This is a genomic window from Duganella sp. GW821-FHT07G03 (assembly GCF_059418605.1).
The window spans coordinates 250,666-268,756 of sequence record NZ_JBWKQE010000003.1; the positions used below are offsets into that span (position 1 = coordinate 250,666).

General features: G+C 64.6%; 18 protein-coding genes and 1 pseudogene. 9 read left to right on the forward strand and 10 right to left on the reverse strand.

Features of this window, described 5'->3' with window-relative positions; all coding sequences use genetic code 11:
- Window positions 1–9 precede the first annotated feature (9 nt).
- Window positions 10–972: a helix-turn-helix transcriptional regulator gene (locus AC07OK_RS06740; protein ID WP_494689575.1), complete on the reverse strand. Its 963-nt coding sequence runs from the start codon at window positions 970–972 to the stop codon at window positions 10–12.
- A gap of 85 nt (window positions 973–1,057) precedes the next feature.
- Here AC07OK_RS06740 and AC07OK_RS06745 point away from each other — a divergent pair, with 85 nt between their 5' ends.
- Complete coding sequence (locus AC07OK_RS06745; protein ID WP_494689576.1) at window positions 1,058–1,687, forward strand: LysE family translocator; 630 nt, start codon at window positions 1,058–1,060, stop codon at window positions 1,685–1,687.
- Between the two features lie 136 nt (window positions 1,688–1,823).
- On the opposite strand, the gene AC07OK_RS06750 is transcribed toward AC07OK_RS06745, so the two are convergent.
- Complete coding sequence (locus AC07OK_RS06750; RefSeq protein WP_494689577.1) at window positions 1,824–2,072, reverse strand: hypothetical protein; 249 nt, start codon at window positions 2,070–2,072, stop codon at window positions 1,824–1,826.
- Window positions 2,073–2,444: 372 nt separating this feature from the next.
- Here AC07OK_RS06750 and AC07OK_RS06755 point away from each other — a divergent pair.
- Window positions 2,445–3,509: pseudogene (locus AC07OK_RS06755) on the forward strand (methyl-accepting chemotaxis protein); the annotation flags it as partial.
- On the opposite strand, the gene AC07OK_RS06760 reads toward AC07OK_RS06755, so the two are convergent.
- Window positions 3,506–4,156 (reverse strand): HAD family hydrolase, encoded by a 651-nt coding sequence (locus AC07OK_RS06760; protein WP_494689578.1) that lies wholly within the window; start codon window positions 4,154–4,156, stop codon window positions 3,506–3,508. The pseudogene AC07OK_RS06755 and the gene AC07OK_RS06760 overlap by 4 nt on opposite strands.
- A 101-nt stretch (window positions 4,157–4,257) precedes the next feature.
- Between AC07OK_RS06760 and AC07OK_RS06765 the strand changes: the two genes are divergently transcribed.
- Window positions 4,258–6,624: a sensor domain-containing diguanylate cyclase gene (locus AC07OK_RS06765; protein ID WP_494689579.1), complete on the forward strand. Its 2,367-nt coding sequence runs from the start codon at window positions 4,258–4,260 to the stop codon at window positions 6,622–6,624.
- A gap of 6 nt (window positions 6,625–6,630) precedes the next feature.
- Here the strand turns inward: AC07OK_RS06765 and AC07OK_RS06770 are convergent, their stop codons facing one another.
- On the reverse strand, window positions 6,631–7,272 hold the full coding sequence (locus tag AC07OK_RS06770; RefSeq protein ID WP_494689580.1) for an FABP family protein: 642 nt from the start codon (window positions 7,270–7,272) through the stop codon (window positions 6,631–6,633).
- Between the two features lie 28 nt (window positions 7,273–7,300).
- Window positions 7,301–7,720, reverse strand: coding sequence for an ATP-binding protein (locus AC07OK_RS06775; RefSeq protein ID WP_494689581.1), 420 nt, complete (start codon window positions 7,718–7,720; stop codon window positions 7,301–7,303).
- A 40-nt stretch (window positions 7,721–7,760) separates the two neighbouring features.
- On the opposite strand from AC07OK_RS06775, the gene AC07OK_RS06780 reads away from it, so the two are divergent.
- Window positions 7,761–8,213, forward strand: a complete 453-nt coding sequence (locus tag AC07OK_RS06780; protein ID WP_494689582.1) for a FecR family protein — start codon at window positions 7,761–7,763, stop codon at window positions 8,211–8,213.
- Between the two features lie 3 nt (window positions 8,214–8,216).
- Window positions 8,217–8,807: an OmpA family protein gene (locus AC07OK_RS06785; RefSeq protein ID WP_494689583.1), complete on the forward strand. Its 591-nt coding sequence runs from the start codon at window positions 8,217–8,219 to the stop codon at window positions 8,805–8,807.
- A gap of 4 nt (window positions 8,808–8,811) precedes the next feature.
- Here the strand turns inward: AC07OK_RS06785 and AC07OK_RS06790 are convergent, their stop codons facing one another.
- From AC07OK_RS06790 to AC07OK_RS06800, 3 genes are read right to left on the reverse strand one after another with little or no spacing between them, the layout of a single operon-like run.
- Window positions 8,812–10,923 carry a CHASE2 domain-containing protein gene (locus AC07OK_RS06790; protein WP_494689584.1) on the reverse strand — a complete coding sequence of 704 codons (2,112 nt, stop codon included), beginning with the start codon at window positions 10,921–10,923 and terminating at the stop codon, window positions 8,812–8,814.
- An 8-nt stretch (window positions 10,924–10,931) separates the two neighbouring features.
- Window positions 10,932–11,900, reverse strand: coding sequence for an MBL fold metallo-hydrolase (locus AC07OK_RS06795; protein ID WP_494689585.1), 969 nt, complete (start codon window positions 11,898–11,900; stop codon window positions 10,932–10,934).
- Window positions 11,897–12,250 carry an STAS domain-containing protein gene (locus AC07OK_RS06800; protein WP_494689586.1) on the reverse strand — a complete coding sequence of 118 codons (354 nt, stop codon included), beginning with the start codon at window positions 12,248–12,250 and terminating at the stop codon, window positions 11,897–11,899. The genes AC07OK_RS06795 and AC07OK_RS06800 overlap by 4 nt, the downstream gene beginning before the upstream one ends.
- 136 nt (window positions 12,251–12,386) lie before the next feature.
- Between AC07OK_RS06800 and AC07OK_RS06805 the strand changes: the two genes are divergently transcribed.
- Window positions 12,387–13,685, forward strand: coding sequence for an NCS2 family permease (locus AC07OK_RS06805; protein ID WP_494689587.1), 1,299 nt, complete (start codon window positions 12,387–12,389; stop codon window positions 13,683–13,685).
- On the opposite strand, the gene AC07OK_RS06810 is transcribed toward AC07OK_RS06805, so the two are convergent.
- Window positions 13,682–13,969, reverse strand: a complete 288-nt coding sequence (locus AC07OK_RS06810; protein WP_494689588.1) for a hypothetical protein — start codon at window positions 13,967–13,969, stop codon at window positions 13,682–13,684. The two genes, AC07OK_RS06805 and AC07OK_RS06810, sit on opposite strands and share 4 nt — an antisense overlap.
- Before the next feature lie 126 nt (window positions 13,970–14,095).
- Here AC07OK_RS06810 and AC07OK_RS06815 point away from each other — a divergent pair, with 126 nt between their 5' ends.
- The 3 genes from AC07OK_RS06815 (at window position 14,096) to AC07OK_RS06825 (ending at window position 16,598) form a co-directional block, all read left to right on the forward strand.
- Window positions 14,096–14,554, forward strand: a complete 459-nt coding sequence (locus tag AC07OK_RS06815; protein ID WP_116989168.1) for an Lrp/AsnC family transcriptional regulator — start codon at window positions 14,096–14,098, stop codon at window positions 14,552–14,554.
- Window positions 14,555–14,637: 83 nt separating this feature from the next.
- Window positions 14,638–15,450, forward strand: a complete 813-nt coding sequence (locus tag AC07OK_RS06820; RefSeq protein ID WP_494689589.1) for a beta/gamma crystallin-related protein — start codon at window positions 14,638–14,640, stop codon at window positions 15,448–15,450.
- 92 nt (window positions 15,451–15,542) lie between these two features.
- Window positions 15,543–16,598, forward strand: a complete 1,056-nt coding sequence (locus tag AC07OK_RS06825; RefSeq protein WP_494689590.1) for a GGDEF domain-containing protein — start codon at window positions 15,543–15,545, stop codon at window positions 16,596–16,598.
- 597 nt (window positions 16,599–17,195) lie between these two features.
- On the opposite strand, the gene AC07OK_RS06830 is transcribed toward AC07OK_RS06825, so the two are convergent.
- Complete coding sequence (locus tag AC07OK_RS06830; protein ID WP_494689591.1) at window positions 17,196–18,077, reverse strand: PEP-CTERM sorting domain-containing protein; 882 nt, start codon at window positions 18,075–18,077, stop codon at window positions 17,196–17,198.
- Window positions 18,078–18,091: the final 14 nt, after the last annotated feature.

An 18,091-nucleotide genomic window follows, 5' to 3' on the forward strand; every position in this document is an offset into this window, starting at 1 on the left:
GGCGGCATTCTAGCGGAGCTTGGCGGCCCGCAACAAGCGCGCGGCAACCGTGCGCAGCTCGTCGCGCAAGGCGGCCGGCTCCAGCACCGTGAAGGCAAACGGCGCCGCCGCCAGTTGCCGCGCCAGCCAACCCAGTTCGTCGGACTGGTTGTGCAGCAAAATCCCATCCGCTGTTTGCTCGAACAGGCCGATGGTGTCGATGAAGGCGCTGCGCGCGGTGGCCAGTTCGGTCTCCAGCAAGATCGTGGCGGCGAATTTGCGCGGCAGCGATGCCACCGACTGCCGCAAATGCTCCAGCGCATCGAAGCCGGCCGGCAGCTGGAACTGACCGCGCACCGGCGCCACCTGCACCACGCGGTCGAGGCGGAAGGTGCGGATGTCGGCGCGCAAATGGCAGTGGCCGACGGCGTACCAAAGGCCGCCGTAATACACCAGGCCGTAGGTATCGACATCGCGCTCGCTGTCGACACCGCCGGAACGATAGTGCAGATGCACGCGCCGGCGCGACTTGGCGGCCAGGCTGAGCGCCGTGAGCACCGCATTGTCCTGCGCCACGCCGCCCTGCTGGACGATGGAACGCAGATCCAGCCGCACCGTCTCGTCGATGGCGTCGACCCGCTGGCGCAAGCCGTCCGGCATGATGCGGCCCAGCTTGGCCTGCGCGCTGGCGACCGCCGGCGCCGCTTCGGCCAGACCCAGCCCCCGCGCCGCCAGCAAGCCCAGCGACAAGGCCAGCGCCTCGTCGTCAGTGAACATCATCGGCGGCAATTTGAAGCCCGGCATCAGCGCATAACCGCCATGGCGGCCACGTTCGGCCGTGATCGGTATGCCGATATCCTCCAGCATGACGATGTAGCGGCGCAAGGTGCGGCCGTCGACGCCCAGCCGGCTGGCCAAGTCGGCGCCGCTCAGGCGGCCGTGGGTTTGCAGCAGCTCGAGCACTGCCAGCACGCGGGTGGTTGGATGGTACATGCCGCAAAGATAGCAGATATACAGGGCCAAATCCGTCCTATTTCATCGCTAGACTGCTGCAAACACACCTACAAAGGAGCAAAACATGAGTCAAACCGCCAACCTGGGCCTGTATTTTGTCGTGGTTTTCGGGGTGGTTGCCCTGCCCGGCCTGGACATCGCCTTCGTCATGGGCAGCTCGATGCTGGGCGGACGCCGCTCGGGGATGGCGGCAGTGGGCGGCATCATTGCCGGCGGCTTCTGCCACCTGTGCATGGGCGCGCTGGGCGTGGCGGTGGTGCTGCAATGCTGGCCGCCGCTGTTCAAGATCATGCTGCTGGCGGGCGCGGTCTACATCGCCTGGATGGGCTACAGCCTGCTGCGCAGCGACAGCATCTTCCACCCGACGCCAGGCGCCGAGGCGATGGCGGACGCCGTCATCTTCCGCCGCGCGCTGACCACCAGCCTGCTCAATCCCAAGGCCTATATCTTCATGCTGGCGATCTTCCCGCAATTCCTCAAACCGGGCCAGGGGCCGCTGTGGGTGCAATCGGGGGTTCTGGGAGGCATCACCGCGTTGACCCAGCTGGGCGTCTACGGCGCGCTGGCCTACGCCGCCAGCGGCGCCAGCGGCTGGTTCGCCAGCCATCCGGCCGCCGCCACCGTCGCCGCGCGCGTGATGGGCGCGCTGCTGATACTGACCGCGGTGCTCAGCGCCACCCAGGCCTGGTCATGAAAACAAAAAGGGCCGGAACCGCGACGGTTCCAGCCCTTCCAAACATCCGCCCTACCAGAGGCTGAGTTTTATTTCAATAGCGACAACTCTGCTTACTATTTTACATCGTTTTGCCGCAAATGGGTAGAAGTTGTGGTCAAGACGGCTTGCTGCGGCGTGCCGCCCGCGTGGTATTGGCGCGCCGGTGCCCGGTGCCGCTGCGGGGCTTGACGGTGCCGCTTTCCTTGGGCTTGCTGTCCTTGGTCTCCCCGGCCTCGGCCCGCTGCTTGTTGACGATGCGGGCCGCCACCTCCTCTTCCCGGCCCGGATAGCGGCCTTCCTCCTCGAATTTGTGTTCCAGTTCCTTGTACTCCCGCTCGCGCTTGGGACTCGCTCCTTTGGGCATGATGTGCTCCTTCGCTCTGGTTTGCAGGACCATGCTACCGAAAGCGCAACACTGTCGTCGCACGGCAGCGAAATATTGCTAAAAGTTATAGATTCGCACGACCGTTCGCTGATACACTTTCCGTTCCCCGGAGCAAATACCGGTTCTTACAAACATAATAAAAGACGAGACATGAAGATTGCCGATATCAAGATAGGCCAACGCCTGACAATTGCCTTTTCATTAACAACGTTGATGCTGGCCGTGGTGGTCACGGTCGGCACCTTGGGCTTGCGCGCCACCAGCGTGGAACACGCTTCCGGCAACGCGCAGCAGATCGCCTCTTTCTACAGCACGCTGATGATCGTCCTCGGCCTGGCCGGCGGTGTGATGAGCCTGTTCACCGCCTGGTTCATCACGCGCGGCATCGTCGGTCCGATCCGCCACGCGGTGCGGGTGGCGCGCACGGTGGCCGGCGGCGACCTCAGTTCCAACATCGAAATCCGCTCGCGCGACGAGATCGGCCAGCTGTCGGCCGCGCTGAAAGAAATGAACGCCAGCCTGATCGGCATCGTTTCCGAAGTGCGCGGCGGCACCGAGGCCATCAGCACCGCGTCGGCCGAAATCGCCGCCGGCAATCTGGACCTGTCGGAGCGCACCGAGCGCCAGGCCGGATCGCTGGAGGAAACCGCCTCGTCGATGGAGGAACTCACTTCCACCGTCAAACAGAACGCGGCCAATGCCCAACAGGCCAACCAGCTGGCTGTGTCGGCCTCCGCCGTCGCCGGCCAGGGCGGCGCGGTGGTGGCACAGGTGGTCGACACCATGGCCTCGATCAACGCCTCGGCGCGCAAGATCGTCGACATCATCGCCGTCATCGACGGCATCGCCTTCCAGACCAACATCCTGGCGCTGAACGCCGCCGTCGAAGCGGCGCGTGCCGGCGAACAGGGTCGCGGCTTCGCCGTGGTGGCCAACGAAGTGCGCAACCTGGCGCAGCGCTCTGCTGCGGCGGCGCGCGAAATCAAGGGTTTGATCGGCGATTCCGTCGACCAGGTCGATGCCGGCGCGCGCCTGGTCGACCAGGCCGGCGTGACGATGACGGAGATCGTCGCCAGCGTGCGCCGCTTCACCGACATCATGAGCGACATCGCCGCCGCCAGCCAGGAGCAGCTGTCCGGCATTGAACACATCAACGGCGCCATCGTCGAGATGGACCAGACCACGCAGCAGAACGCCGCACTGGTGGAACAGGCCTCGGCGGCCGCGGCCACCATGCGCGAACAGGCCGCGCACCTGCAAGGCGCGGTGGGCGTGTTCAAGCTCAGTGGCGATGGCGGTGTACACAAGAGCGCCAGCATCAAGCCGATCAAGTCGGCGCGCCGCGCCAACGCCCATCCGTCGGAACACTTCGCCGAGCTGGATGCGCCGCAAGCGCGGCGCTCGTCGGCCCGTTAGGCGGCGATCAGCAGTTCGATCTCGGCCAGCAGCTGCGGCATGGTATCGACCACGCGCCAGGCGCCGGGGAAGTCATGGCCGCGCGTCAGCGCATTGCGCAGGATGATGCAGCGGATGCCGGCCGCCGTCGCCGCTTGCAGCCCGCGCGGCGAGTCTTCCACCACCAGGCAGTCGCCGGCCTGCACGCCCAGCCGCTCAAGGCCCAGCAGATAGGGTTCCGGTGACGGTTTGCTGGTCGCGTAGGATTCATGTGTCAGCACAAATTCAAAGTGCGGCAGCAGATCCAGGCGTTGATGGATGATCTCGAAATGCTCGCGGTTGGAACTGGTGACCACGCCCATGCGCAGGCGCGCCGACAGGCTGGCGAGCACCGTGCCCACGCCCTCGATGGCCGGTATGTGCTCCGAAGCCAGCGTGGCGGCGTAACGGCGATTGCGTTCGCTGCGCCATGCGTCCATCCCGGCTTGGTCCATCTGCGGATCGAGCAAGTGCCACGCGCCGCAGTTATCGGCCAGGTACCAGTCGAAAAAGTGCTGCTCGCTCAGCTCCAGCCCAAGCGGCAGAAACAGCTCCCGGTTTGCCTCGTAAAACAGGCGTTCGGTGTCCACCAACACGCCATCGTTATCCCACAAAATCGCCCGCAGCATCGTCACTGTCCCGTGTAAATCGTCACAGTGGCCATTGTACCCGCTGGCCTTGCACGGCCGGGTATGTAATACTCCGTCCAATATACTAAAAACAGAGCAACATGGCCGTTTTAGCACTGCTGCCACGCAGCCTCAAATTCCGCATGACGGCGGTGGTCGTCCTGCTGGTGCTGGTTGCCACAGTCATCGTCACCTGGGTAGCGCTGGTGCTGGCCGAACGCGATATGAAAAGCGTGATCGGCAACCAGCAATACGCCCTGCTGTCCTCCGCCGCCGCGCAGGTGGACGCCCAGATCACCGCGAAAGAAGCGCTGCTGGCCAGCCTGGCCGACGCCATGCCGCCCGACGCCGGGCAAGACCCGGAGCGCATGAGCGCCTTCGTCGCCCGCCATCCGGCCGTGCGCAAGCAATTCCTCAACCTGCACATCTTCAACCGCAACGGCGTCCTGATACACACCGAGGGCGAAGGCGCAGCCGTACTGGCGCTGGATGAACGCCCGCGCGCCTTCATGCAAAAGGTGCTGGCCGGTGGCCGTGTGGTGGTGTCGCCGCCGTTCAAGAGCATCCTGTCCGGCCGGCCCGCCATCATGATCCTCCAGCCGGTGCTGGACGCCCAGGGCAAAGCGGTGATGCTGCTGGGCGGTAGCATCGATCTAAGCCACTCCGACTTCCTGGCCCAGGTCGCCGCGCAAAAACCGGGCAAGACCGGCTACATGTTCATCATGACCACCGGCGGCATCCTGCTGCATCATCCCAATCCCAAGCGGCTGCTGGAGCACATCAATGCGCGGCCGGGCTACAACCGCGCCACCGAAATGGCGCTGCGAGGCTTCGAGGGATGGACCGAGGCGGCCAACAAGGACGGCAGCGAAGGCATCTACTCGTACAAGCACCTGTCCACGACCAACTGGATCATCGGCGCCCGCTTCCCGGTCGACGAGGCGTTCGCGCCGATGATCGAAATGCGGCGCCACGCGATGCTGGCGGCCGGCGCCTTCGCCGCGCTGGCCGGCCTGATGGCGTGGCTGGCGATCCAGGCCCTGCTCAAACCCCTGGGCCGGCTGCGCCGCAACATCAGCGATATCCGCAGCGGCGACGTCAGCATCGGCGTTTTGCAGCGGCGCCGCCGCGACGAGATCGGTGAATTGAGCAGCGCCTTCCACGAACTGATGGCGGAGCGCGAACAGGCGCAAGAAGCGATACGCGACCGCGAAGCGCTGATCGCCGCCAGCGAAAAGCGCCTGCGCATGATCGCCGACAGCATCCCCGCCATCGTCGCCTACATCGACAGGGACAACCGCTACCACTTCACCAACGAATACTTCCGCACCATGCTGGGCCTCGATCCGCAGGCGATGCTAGGCCGGACCATGTCCGAGGTGCTGGGCAAGGATTTTGTCGCCTCGATCGCTCCCTACCACGAGGCGGCGATGCGCGGCGACCGCGTGCACTACGAGCGCGAAGGCCGCAAGGACGGCTTGCCGCAGCAGGTGATGGGCGACCTGATACCGGACATCGCCGCCGACGGCAGCGTGGCCGGCGTCTACCTGATGGCGGTCGACATCACCGAACGCAAGAGCGCCGAGCTGCGCCAGGCCGCCAGCGAAAAGCGACTGAAACTCCTGACCGACAATTTGCCGGTATTGATCTCCTACCTGGACCACAAGCGCCGCTTCCAGTTCGTCAACGCCACCTTCTTCCAGTGGTTCGGCGTGGACCCGGACAAGCTGATAGGCCGCCACCTGGTCGACGGCATCGGCCGCGACCACTACGAGCATGCGGAGGCGCATCTGGAGCAGGCCTATCGCGGCCAAAACGTCACCTACGAACTCAAAGCGCAGATCGACGGCAGCCTGCACACGCTGGAAACCACCTTCGTGCCGGAGCTCGCGGCCGACGGCACGGTGGTCGGCATCTACTCGCTGACGCACGACACCACGCGCATGAAGGAAATCGAAGAACGCCTGACGCAGCTGGCCCGCATCGACTCCCTGACCGGCATCGCCAACCGCCTGATGTTCGAAGAGATACTGCAACTGGCGGTGGTGCGGTCCAGGCGCAATCGCCGGCCGCTGGCGCTGGCCTACCTGGACATCGACCACTTCAAGAGCATCAACGACACCCTGGGCCACGGCGCCGGCGACGCGGTGTTGAAGGAATTCGCCTCGCGGCTGGTGCGCAATGTGCGCGCCTCGGATACGGTGGCGCGCCTGGCCGGCGATGAATTCGTGATCGTGTTCGAACAGGTGGACGGCCCCGGCGAATGCGCGCGGCTGGCGGCCAAGATCATCGAATCGGTGCGACGGCCGTTCGACATCGCCGGCAAGGCGATGCAGATCACCACCAGCATCGGCATCGCGCTGCACGAACGTGAAGTCGAAACCCCGGCCGAACTGATCGCCCGCGCCGACTGCGCGTTGTACGCGGCCAAACGCCGTGGCCGCGACGGTTACGCGCTCGCCGACTAAACGCTATCAGGCAGGGATGCCGCTCGCCTGTGGATTCGGCAGCGGTTCGGACACCTTGAACAACAGGTTGCGGTCGACGTGGTGGAACGGTTCTTCCTGACCGCGTATCATCATCACGGTGTCTTCCTCGTAGCCCCAGCTGCCGTCGTCGTTGATGGTGACCTTGATGCGGTACTCGACGGTCTTGAAGCCGTATTCCAGGAAGGGATTGGAACGGATGCCGTAGGTATCGGACTCCAACCGCGCCACCAGCTCAAACTCCTTGGCGTCCGGCGCCACCACGGCCGAAGCCATGGCGATCTGGCCGCGCGGGATGCCCAGCGTCTGGATCACGGTGCTGGTGGCAGGTTCCCACAGCCAGTAACCAACCTGCTCGTGGTAGGTCTTGGCCTGGCCAGGCTTGTTGATGATGATCAGGTAGCGCAAGCCGTAGAACAGCTGCGGACCATTGGTGACCGGATCGATAGGCTGCAACTCGATGCGCTCGACGTAGGCCTGCTTGCGCGGGCCGTCCGCTTTCGGCTTGATATCGAGGCCACGCTCGCCCTTCCAGATGCCCGCCATCGGCGCCAGCGGGCCGAGGTTGTTCAGGGTGTTGACGTCGATCGGGGTAGGCTCGGTGTAGATATCGCTGGAAAACTCGCTCATGCATAATCCTGGTGGTTGGTGATAGCCACTATTGTAAGGCGATCTCGATGCGGTTGCGTCCTTCATGATAGCGATAGGCCACCGCGCTGCCCAACTGGCGTATCAGCAGCAGCCCGACGCCACCCACACCCTGCTCCTCGATGGAGCGCGCCGGGTCGGGCGACGGCGGGCCTTGCGCCAGCGGATTGAAGGCCGGTGCTTCGTCCTCGTACACCAGGCACGCGCCGGCCACGCCGACCCACACCGAATGGGCGCTGTCGCCGCCGTGGCCATGCAGGATGCTGTTGCGCAGCAGCTCCTCCAGTATCAGTTCTGCGCGCGCGACCACGCCCGGCCCAAGGCCAGCCTTTTGAAGCGCCATCGCAGCAAACGACATCGCGCCGGAGACCGCATCCAGCCGCGCCGGAAACCGCAACAGCTGCGCAATACCGGTTTCTTTTCTATCCATTCGAGCATATTATCGGAATGCTCATCTCAGGAGAAGAATCATGCGCAACTTAAAAGCTGCCCTTGTCACAGCGGCCACCGTGCTTGCGATGGGCGGCGCCTGCGCCGCCGAACAGCCGGCGGGCATGGTCAAGACCACCAAGGGCGCGGCCTCCATAGAGCACGCCGGCAAACAGGCCCCGGCCATCACCGGCGCCGCGCTGATGGCCAGCGACCGCGTGGTCACCGGCGCCGACGGCAGCGTCGGCATCACGCTGCGCGACGAGACGCTGCTGGCCGTGGGCCCGAACAGCAATGTGTGGCTTGAAAAATACGCTTTCGATCCGACCTCGCACGAAGGCGTGCTGAATGCCACCGTCAAGCGCGGCACGCTGGGCGTCATCTCCGGCAAGCTCTCCAAGCAATCGCCGGGCGCTGTGCAGTTCCGCACCCCGACTTCCATCCTGGGAGTGCGCGGCACCGAATTCGTGATCGACGTCAAAGATGGGGAGTAAAGCATGACCATGCTGATCTGGATCGTCTGCCTGCTGGCCGCAGTCTCGCAGCAACAACGCACCCCGACCGAGCAAATCACACTGCTGCCCAGCCAGGACGGCAAGGCCAGCGCGGTGATCATCACCACCGCCGGCGTCGATACGGTGCTCGACCAACCCTACCAGACCGCCACGATCGATCGCAAGGGCGCCGCCGTCAGCGCCGGCAACGGCACCGAGGTCGGCAACCGCTATGCAAGCACGCTGACCGCGATGCCGCAACGGGCCGCGGTGTTCACGCTGTACTTCGTCACCGACACCGACACGCTGGTGCCGGAATCGGCGGCGCGGCTGGCGGACGTCAAGGCGCAGCTGGTGGCGCGCCCCGCTCCCGAGATCATCGTCATCGGCCATACCGACACCGTCGCCAAGCAGGATTACAACGACCAGTTGTCGCTGCGGCGCGCGGCCACGGTCAAGCGCATCCTGGTGGAAGTGGGCATCGATGCCGACCGCGTCGCCGTACAGGGACGCGGCGAGCGTGAGCTGCTGGTGCCTACCGCCGACGGCGTCGACGAGCCGCGTAACCGGCGGGTTGAAATTCGCGTACGCTGACCGATCAAGCCGCGCCGTCCCAGCGCAACACCAGCAAGGTCAAATCGTCCGAAGGTTCGGCCCGGCCTACGTGCAGGCGCACATCGTCGCGCACCGCCTGCACCACGGCGGCGGGCGTGGCTGCCGCCGTGGATGGCAGCGCGGCCAGCAAGCGGTCCAGGCGTTCGTTGCCATACAAGTCCCCTGCTTCGTTCATGGCCTCGTTGATGCCGTCGGTGGTCAGGCACAGGCACTCGCCGGATTGCAGCTGGTAGTGCTGCACCGGATATTCGAAATCGTCCAACACGCACAGTGGCGGACCGTCGGCCGATTGCAGGTGCTCGACGCGGCCGTCCACGGTCAGGCGGCGCGGGGCGTCATGGCCGGCGTTGCACAGGAAAACCTGGCCATTGGACGCGTCCAGGATGCCCGCCACGCTGGTCACAAACAGCATCTCCGGATTCTCACGGGTCAGCTCGCGGTTGGCGCCGTTCATGATGGCGGCCATCTCGGATGGTCCGCGCAGCGCAATGCTCTTGGACAGCGCCTTCGCCACCACCATGAACAGGCTGGCCGGCAGGCCCTTGCCCGATACATCGCCGACCATGAAGAACACGCGGTCGCGATCCAGCATGAAGAAGTCATACAGGTCGCCGCCCACTTCGCGCGCAGGCTCCAGCAAGGCCGCCAGCGAGAAGCGCCGCTCGCCGGGGAAGGATAGCGCGGCCTGCGGCAGCGTCGCCATCTGGATGCGGCGCGCCGCGCCCAGTTCACCGGCGGTCTTGGCGGCGGACACACGGGCCACCTGCAAGGCGCGGTCGCTGTGCTTGCGCTCGCGCACCGCCGCCGCCAGCATGCTGGTCAACAGACTGAGTCCGACCAGGACGACGGCGCACACCACGCTGGTCGCATCGAACAGCAAGCCGGCCCGCGCAAACAGCAGCGCGCCACCGCCATACACGCCCAGCACCAGCGCGCCGCCCAGCGGCGCGGCCAGCAACAGCCGCAGCTTGGGCAGCAACCACACCAGCAGCAGGCTGCAAGCGCCAAACGTCGCCACCTCGGCCCAGCGCATCCATTCGGGGCGGCGCAGGAAGGTGCCGTCGAAGAAGCTCTCTATCATCTGCGCATGGGTGTCCACGCCGGGCATGAAGTCGCCGCGGGCATTGGTCTTGTAGTCGGTCAGGCCCAAGCCGGTCATGGCGACGATGACGATCTTGTTTTGCAGCGCGCCGTCTGCCAACCGGCCGCGCATCACGTCCAGCGCCGAAATGTAGCGGTCCATCGCCGGCGCCGAGAAGTTGACCCACACCGTGCCATCCGGCGCGGTCGGCACGCGCAAGTCGCCGACCGACACGCTGTGAACGCCGTCGGCGTCGGCCTCGATCTCCAGCGCCGAACTGCCGGTGGCCACGCGCAGCAGTTCCATCGACAGCGCCGGCGCCAGCGTCTCGCCGATGGCCCCGACCAGGGGCGCGCGCCGCACGATGCCTTTTTCCAGACTCACCGACAACAGCCCCTGTCCCTTGGAAGCCGCTTGCAGCAGGGGCAAACTGGACATCGCCTGCGGAAAGCGCATCACCGGCAGCGACAACGCCGGCCATTTCACGTGCACCGGCCACACGCGCAGGGCGTCGCTGGTGCCGGCTTCGGGATGGGCAAACCCCGCCGCGCCCAGCACGATCGGTGCGCGCCGCATGGCCGCCGCCAGCACCTCGTCATACGCGGGCAGCGCCGCCAGGCGGTCGCGCAGCGGACCGGCGGGCAAGCGCGCAGCCAGGGCCTCGGGCGAGGTGGTGTCCGGCTCCGGCATCAGGATATCGAGCCCGATGGCCAGCGGCTGCTGGGCGTTAATGTGCTCTATCAGCTCGGTCAAACGGGTGCGCGGCCACGGCCACTGGCCGAATTCCTTCAGAGAGGCTTCGTCGATGGCGATGATCTGGACCGGCCCCGATGCGCGCTGGCGCGGAAAGTGGACCTGGTAGGCGTTGAACAGGGCCAGCCGCAGCTGCGGCAGCAGACCGTCGCCGCCGGCGGCCAGCGCCACGGCCAGCAGGCAGGCCAGCACCAGCGCCAGCGGCCTGCCCTGGCCTGCGCGGACGCCGCCCAGGGCCTGGGTTTGCAAGCGGAGCAGCATGGCCGCGCTTACAGTTCGATTTCCATGCCGTCGTAGGCCGATACGATAACCAGCGGCGCTTCGCCGGTGATCTCGGCGTAGCGCCGCGTCTCGGCCAGCACGCGGGCGATCTGCGCGTCGTCGTAGATGGGTTCGTGATGGAACAGACAAAGCTGGTGGACCCCGGCCAGCTGGCACAGTTCGACGCCGACCACGTTGCTGGAGTGGCCCCAGTCAGCCTTCACCGAAATGGAATCGGCCAGCGAATACATGGCGTCGAAGATCACCAGGTCGGCGTCGCGGAAGAACTCGACGAAGGCCAGGCGTTCGACGGCGTTATCCAGCTTGTGCTCGGAGTCGGTGCTGTAGATCATGACCTTACCGCCTTGCTCCAGGCGGTAGCCGTAGGAGTCGCCGGCGTGCAGTTGCAGCTTGGCCGTCACGGTCAGGTCGTGCAGGCGCAGCGGAACGCCGGGCTCCATCTGCACGAACTCGATGGCCGCGCCCAGCTGGTGGAAGCCGACCGGGAAGCTGATCGGCTCCTGCTGGCGGCGGAAAGCCGTCTCAAGCTCCTGGTGGCAGCCGTAGATGATAATGCGGTTGCCCGGTATGTAGGCCGGCGTGAAGAACGGGAAGCCCATGATGTGGTCCCAATGGAGATGGGACATGAACACATGGTAGGTCTGCGGCTTGGCCGGGCCGTAGCGCGCCAGCTTGGCGCCGGCCAGCGCGCGCACGCCCGAGCCCAGGTCGAGGATGATGTGTTCGTGCGTCGTGTCCGGGTTCCACACCTCGACTTCCACGCAGCTGGAATTACCGCCATACGTGCCACGCACATCGAAACCCAGGTCGTTGTCGATATACGACGCCACCTTCTCCGGCGTATCGAGGTTGCGGCCGATGGCGCCTTCGAGCGCCGTCACCAGCTTGGAGCGGATCTGCTTGTGGTTCAGCGCCACCGGCAGCGAGCCGCGCGCGCCCCAGATACGCGCTTTCATGAAGCGCCTCCCACGGCTGCCAGGGCGCCGGCGCGGTCCGGGAAGATCTCGAACAGCATATCGAAGCGGCTGATGGTGAACACCTCCAGCACCAGCGGCTGCAGGGCCGCCAGTACCATGCGCCCGCCCTGCGCCTTGACCTGCTTGATGGCCAACATCAGCGCGCGCAAGCCTATGCTGCTGATGTAGTTGACGCCGCTGAAATCGAGCACCAGCGCGGCGCCATCCTTGCCACAGTCGCGCAGGTGCGGATCGAGTGCTAGCTTGAAGGCGTCGGCATGGGTATGATCGATACGACCGGCGGGGTTGAGCACCACGGTGCTGCCGGCTTGCTGTGGCTGAAGTTCCATAATGGTGCCCTGTGCGCTGTGCGGGTGGGAATGGTGATTTTTTCCATTTTTGCATCTTTTTGTGCAAGAAGCAATTCCGAGGAGAATCGCCTGTACATGATATTCTTCGGCCTCGACGCAACCAGGGAGAACGCGCATGTCGCCGCTCGACAAATTTTTCAAGCTCACTGAGCATGGCAGCAACGTTCGGACCGAAGTGGTCGCGGGCATTACCACTTTCCTGACGATGGCCTACATCATCTTCGTCAACCCGGCCATCCTGGGCGACGCCGGCGTGCCGAAGGACGCCGTGTTCGTCGCCACCTGCCTGGCGGCCGCGCTGGGCACCATCATCATGGGCCTGTACGCCAACTATCCGATCGGCATGGCGCCGGGCATGGGCTTGAACGCCTACTTCGCCTACGCCGTTGTGCTGGGCATGGGCGTGCCGTGGCAATCGGCGCTGGGCGCGGTGTTCATTTCGGGCTGCCTGTTCATCCTGGTGAGCGTGTTCAAGGTGCGTGAATTGATCGTCAACGGCATACCGCATTCGCTGCGGGTGGCCATCACGGTGGGCCTGGGCTTGTTCCTGGCGCTGATCGCGATGAAGAGCGCCGGCCTGGTGGTCGCCAGCCCCGAGACGCTGGTGCGCGTGGGCGATATGCACAAGCCGCAGACCATCATGGCGGTCTTCGGCTTCCTGCTGATCGTCACGCTGGACCGCCTGCGGGTGCCGGGCGCGCTGCTGATCGGCATCGTGGTGGTAACCATCATGAGCTTTTTCTTCGGCGGCAATACCTTCCATGGCTTCATGTCGCTGCCGCCATCGCTGGCGCCGACGCTGTTCCAGTTCGACCTGAAGGGCGCCGCCTCGATGGGCTTGTTCAACGTGGTGCTGGTGTTCTTCCTGGTTGAACTGTTCGACGCCACCGGCACGCTGATGGGCGTTGCCAGCCGCGGCGGCCTGCTGGTCGACGGCAAAATGAAACGCCTGAACAAGGCGCTGCTGGCCGACAGCTGCGCGATTGTCGCCGGCTCCATGCTCGGCACCTCCAGCACCACGGCCTATCTGGAAAGCGCGGCCGGCGTGCAGGCGGGCGGACGCACCGGCCTGACGGCGCTGGTGGTGGCGCTGATGTTCCTGGCGGCCTTGTTCTTCGCGCCGATCGCCGGCGTGGTGCCGGCCTACGCCACCGCGCCGGCCTTGTTGTTCGTCGCCTGCCTGATGCTGCGCGACCTGGTCGATGTCGACTGGAGCGACACCACCGAGAGCGTGCCGGCCGCCATCACCGCGCTGGTGATCCCGTTCACCTATTCCATCGCCCACGGCATCGCCTTTGGCTTCATCACCTACGCCGGACTGAAGCTGCTGACCGGCCAGGCCCGCCAGGTCAAGCCGGTGGTGTGGGTGATCGCCGCGCTGTTCCTGTTCAAGTACGCCTACCTGACGGCCTAGGCGCGGCTAGCCGCCAGCCGTTCCGGGGATGCCACCAGCGTCGGCATCTCCCGCACCGCCAGGATGCCAACCACGTTGTTGAGCCGCATGCGGCACAACGTCAGCGGGTCTTCCTCCTCGGCCGCCAGCCGTATCTGCACGTCGACGCCCTGCGGATGCGTGGTGGTGCGCAGACTGCGCAACTCCAGTCCCAGGCGGCGCACGATGGCCAGCACCGCTTCCAGCGTGGCGATGGGGTCGTCCGGATCGATATAAAATCGGTAACTTTTTTGTGTGGTATTCATGCAACCAGAATATCCGGGAGCCGGCAAAATAGGCTTCCTTGTTTTGCTCGATACCCAGTCAATTGAAGAAGATCATCCCATTCAATGTAAAATCGGAGGAATAATCATCTTTTACGGACCTGCAACATGGAAATCGACGAACTGGACCGCCGTATTTTGCGCGAACTGCGCCGTGATGGCCGCCTGAGCAACACCAAGCTGGCCGAAAAAGTCGGCCTGTCCACCACGCCGTGCTGGAACCGCGTGCGCGCCCTCGAGGAAGGCGGCCTGATCGAGGGATACACGGCGCTGCTCAGCCAACAGGCGCTGGGCTACCCGGACACCGTCATCATCGAAGTCACACTGGACCGCCACGACGACGACATCTTCGAGAAATTCGGCCAGGCGCTGGCCGACCTGCCGGAAGTGATGGAAGCCTACCTGCTGACCGGCGAATACGATTACCTGATCAAGGTGGCGGTGGCCGGCACGGCCGGCTACGAGGAATTCCTGCGCCGCAAGCTATACAAACTGCCCGGCCTGCGCCACAGCCGCTCCACCTTCGTGCTGCGCTGCCTGAAACGCGCGCATTCGGTCGAACCGTGATCCGGCTATGTTGTCGACCGCACAGATAGGCCGCCGGAAGCGGCGCATTGTGCAGGTGCTCGAACAACTATAAAAGGATGAACATGAACCAGCCCCTCAAACTCGCCATCGCGCTCGCCGCGCTGACTTTGACGTCGCAAGCCATGGCGCAAATCACGTTTTACGAACATGACGGCTGGCGCGGCCGCACCTTCACCGCCGACCGCCCAGTCAACGACTTCTCGCGCACCGGTTTCAACGACCGCGCCTCGTCGGTGGTAGTCGAACGCGGCCAATGGGAAGTCTGCGACGACGCCAACTTCGGCGGCAACTGCATGGTGCTGCGCCGCGGCAGCTACGAGTCGCTGAGCGGCATGGGCATGAACGACCGGATCTCGTCGGTGCGTCCGCTAGGCCGTCGCGACCGCTATGACAACGAAGCACCGGCGCCGCTGCCGCAACCGACCTATGAATACCGCCGCCGTCCACGCGAGCGCGTGATCGACGTACCGATCACCTCGGTGCGCGCCGTGGTGGGTACGCCGGAGCAACGCTGCTGGGTCGAACGCCAGCAAGTGACTGAACCGGCCCGCAGCGGCACCAACGTCGGCGGCGTCATCGCCGGCGCGCTGATCGGCGGCATCCTGGGTCACCAGGTGGGCGGCGGCACGGGACGCGACGTCGCCACAGCCGGCGGCGCAGTAGCCGGCGCGGCCATCGGCAACAACATGGCCAACAACAGCAACTCGCAAAGCTATGCCCGCGACGTGCGCCGCTGCGAAAACGTCAGCAACCCGACGCCCGAATACTGGGACGTGACGTATAACTATCGCGGCCAGCAACACCGCGTGCAGATGAGCACAGCCCCCGGCCAGACCATCGCCGTCAACGCCGGCACCGGCGAACCACGCATGTAATGCTGAAATTTGCCCACATTTCCCAAATTAACTGGGATGTGGGCAAACAGCAAGTATACTCGAGCCCCCAAACGGGCCGGCCCTGAGACTGCATGCGCAACCTACTCCCCTATTCCTACTACGGCGGCGACACCGACGAGCAGCAGCAGTTCTACTCCGAACTACGGCCGGTCGCCATCATTTCGCAAAGCGTCGGACTGGTGAGCTGGCTGACGGCCGCCGTCTTGCTGGCCGCCGGCGGACAGTCGCTGCACACCAGCCTGTTGTTGGGCGTGCCCGGCATGCTACTCAGCCTTGCCATCTCGCTGGGCGCCCGCTCCGTCAAGGCGCTGGTCGTTTCCGGCATCATCGGCACCAGCGCCACCGCGTTTGCCTTCCGCCTGTTGATGACCTACTGTCCGGACCCGACGTTTTGGGTGCTGCCGGTTGGCACCGTGCTGACGCTGTCGGCCGCCCCCATCTTCGGCGGCATGATCAATTACATCGGCGCCGCCGTCGCCGTGTGGTTGATACTCACGGTAGGCAATTTCCCCGCGCAGCCGGGGCAGCTCACGTTCAATCTTGCGCTGCTGGTCATGGGCAGCAGCTTTGCCATGGCGATCTATTTGCACGCCTATTTCCTGAACCTGCGGGTGCGCAGCCACCGCGCGCGGCGGGAACTGGCGGAAATGGCTTTCAAGGACTTGGTCACGGGCTTGAACAATCGCCGTAAATTCACGCTGGAAGTAGGCCGCATGCAAATGCTGCCCTCGCCTCTGCCGCTGTTTTTCCTGATGATAGACATCGACGACTTCAAGAAGATCAACGATACGCTGGGCCATGATGCCGGCGATGAGGTGCTGATCCACACGGCGCAGGTCATCGGCAAGCTGGGCGCGGGTCAGCTGTGCGGCCGTCTCGGCGGCGAGGAATTCGGCGTCTTGTTCCATGGCGAGGCAACGGACGTAATGGACTTTGCCGCCGCGCTGCTGGACGGCGTGCGCGCGGCAACGCATCCCCCGCGCACGGTCAGCATCGGCATCGCGGAATTCGACCGGGACAGCGACCCGTCGGTCAGCTATAAGCGTGCCGACGAAGCGCTGTATCTCGCCAAGCGGCACGGCAAGAACCGCTACATGCTGGCGGACCCCATGCAGGCCGCCGCCTGAGCTGGTGGGGGCAGAGCCGGTGGGGTCAGTTCCGGCATCGTGCCATTTCAAAGCTTACCGTCAATTTTTTTAACCGCCCGATTCACGGTTCTCAATGAGACACTGAAGAAGTCACCGATCCGTTCCATTGTGAACATCGTGGAAAAGTACGCATTCGCTATTGCCTCATCCCTGTCAGGAAATCGACGCCGGTATTCTTCCAAAGAGGAAGCTAGCGCACGCCTATGCGCTTTAGAAACCCCTGGCAAAGGCTTATCGCCTGATTTACTACGTTGGCGGTCCACGAAAGCCTCATCGCCCAAAATAAGTTGATGGCTAACTCGCTTCAATGGCGGTCGATGTCATCGCGATAGATTGCCTCGCGATGATCACCACGGGAGGTCACATGATAGGTGCGCCGGAAAACTCTAAGCGGAGTGGACGTGTCATCTCTGCCCCTGGCTTCGTTAATCCAATTTAGGCTGACCTCGCTCAACAGTGAGCCAAGTCAACCTCCCGTCTGCCTTCATTGCCAGTGCTTCCTGCAGCACATTTGGCACAATGCCGGAACTGACCCTCTGCCCTGAGCCGGCGAACGGGTCGCCGGCTTCCCCAACATCACCAACGGCGACGGCTTGCGCCGATCAGGCCGAGCATGCCGGCGCCCAGCAGCAGCAATGTGCCCGGCTCCGGTATCGCTTGCAGCACAGGCAGACCGCCTGGCCCCAGCACTGGATTCACCACCGTCGTGCCATCGCCATTGAGGCTGAAAACGGCCGAGCCGACCACGATAGTGCGGCGCCCCGCCCCGCCGAACGAGCCGGACCAGAACGATGGCGATGGGCTATATAGCCCGTCCGGCGGCAACGGCGCCAACGGTGTGCCGCTTCCGGTGGTATCGACCGACAAGTCGAATTCGACTATGAAGTGCGGCGCCGCGTAGTTCGGACTGGAACCGAAGCTTGCACCTGCGTGGAACTTGGCCAGCGCCAGATCGTCGGCATCAAGCGCGGACCAGACTGGCGAACTCAGATCGAAACCACCCGCAGCATCGACCGGCGATCGCACATCGTGGCTTTTTTCAAACGACTGGATACCGCTGTCGCTGATATGGACGACATAGTCCGTGCTGCCGTTCTGGAAAAACACATCCATGAACTGCCCGCTCGGCGCGCCGGACGTAAAGCTGCCCAGGTCGTACATCAAATTAAGCGTGTGTCCGAGCGTCGAACCCGGCGCGCCGTTGGTCGATTGCTCCACATAAAAACGCGTGCCGCCCGGCGCACCGACATTGAAGCTGGCCGAACTCACGGTGGGGCGGGCCGGCGCGCCGTTTGCCGCCGACACCGTCCATTCTGCCGGGCCGAACAGGCCGTCGCTCACGTGGATTGGCGCCGCCTGGGCCATGCCGGCCAAGCCGATACCGGCCAGCGTCATGAGGAAAGCGCCATGGACAGCGCCGCGCTTCAAAGAAAATAACTTCGTTGGGAAATGTTTCATGCTTGTCTCCTGGT

What these genes read in the sequence shown, in the direction of transcription:
- AC07OK_RS06740 (WP_494689575.1), bottom strand. Translation starts at nt 972, where the DNA reads ATGTACCATCCAACCACCCGCGTGCTGGCAGTGCTCGAGCTGCTGCAA.
- AC07OK_RS06745 (WP_494689576.1), top strand. Translation starts at nt 1,058, where the DNA reads ATGAGTCAAACCGCCAACCTGGGCCTGTATTTTGTCGTGGTTTTCGGG.
- AC07OK_RS06750 (WP_494689577.1), bottom strand. Translation starts at nt 2,072, where the DNA reads ATGCCCAAAGGAGCGAGTCCCAAGCGCGAGCGGGAGTACAAGGAACTG.
- AC07OK_RS06760 (WP_494689578.1), bottom strand. Translation starts at nt 4,156, where the DNA reads ATGCTGCGGGCGATTTTGTGGGATAACGATGGCGTGTTGGTGGACACC.
- AC07OK_RS06765 (WP_494689579.1), top strand. Translation starts at nt 4,258, where the DNA reads ATGGCCGTTTTAGCACTGCTGCCACGCAGCCTCAAATTCCGCATGACG.
- AC07OK_RS06770 (WP_494689580.1), bottom strand. Translation starts at nt 7,272, where the DNA reads ATGAGCGAGTTTTCCAGCGATATCTACACCGAGCCTACCCCGATCGAC.
- AC07OK_RS06775 (WP_494689581.1), bottom strand. Translation starts at nt 7,720, where the DNA reads ATGGATAGAAAAGAAACCGGTATTGCGCAGCTGTTGCGGTTTCCGGCG.
- AC07OK_RS06780 (WP_494689582.1), top strand. Translation starts at nt 7,761, where the DNA reads ATGCGCAACTTAAAAGCTGCCCTTGTCACAGCGGCCACCGTGCTTGCG.
- AC07OK_RS06785 (WP_494689583.1), top strand. Translation starts at nt 8,217, where the DNA reads ATGACCATGCTGATCTGGATCGTCTGCCTGCTGGCCGCAGTCTCGCAG.
- AC07OK_RS06790 (WP_494689584.1), bottom strand. Translation starts at nt 10,923, where the DNA reads ATGCTGCTCCGCTTGCAAACCCAGGCCCTGGGCGGCGTCCGCGCAGGC.
- AC07OK_RS06795 (WP_494689585.1), bottom strand. Translation starts at nt 11,900, where the DNA reads ATGAAAGCGCGTATCTGGGGCGCGCGCGGCTCGCTGCCGGTGGCGCTG.
- AC07OK_RS06800 (WP_494689586.1), bottom strand. Translation starts at nt 12,250, where the DNA reads ATGGAACTTCAGCCACAGCAAGCCGGCAGCACCGTGGTGCTCAACCCC.
- AC07OK_RS06805 (WP_494689587.1), top strand. Translation starts at nt 12,387, where the DNA reads ATGTCGCCGCTCGACAAATTTTTCAAGCTCACTGAGCATGGCAGCAAC.
- AC07OK_RS06810 (WP_494689588.1), bottom strand. Translation starts at nt 13,969, where the DNA reads ATGAATACCACACAAAAAAGTTACCGATTTTATATCGATCCGGACGAC.
- AC07OK_RS06815 (WP_116989168.1), top strand. Translation starts at nt 14,096, where the DNA reads ATGGAAATCGACGAACTGGACCGCCGTATTTTGCGCGAACTGCGCCGT.
- AC07OK_RS06820 (WP_494689589.1), top strand. Translation starts at nt 14,638, where the DNA reads ATGAACCAGCCCCTCAAACTCGCCATCGCGCTCGCCGCGCTGACTTTG.
- AC07OK_RS06825 (WP_494689590.1), top strand. Translation starts at nt 15,543, where the DNA reads ATGCGCAACCTACTCCCCTATTCCTACTACGGCGGCGACACCGACGAG.
- AC07OK_RS06830 (WP_494689591.1), bottom strand. Translation starts at nt 18,077, where the DNA reads ATGAAACATTTCCCAACGAAGTTATTTTCTTTGAAGCGCGGCGCTGTC.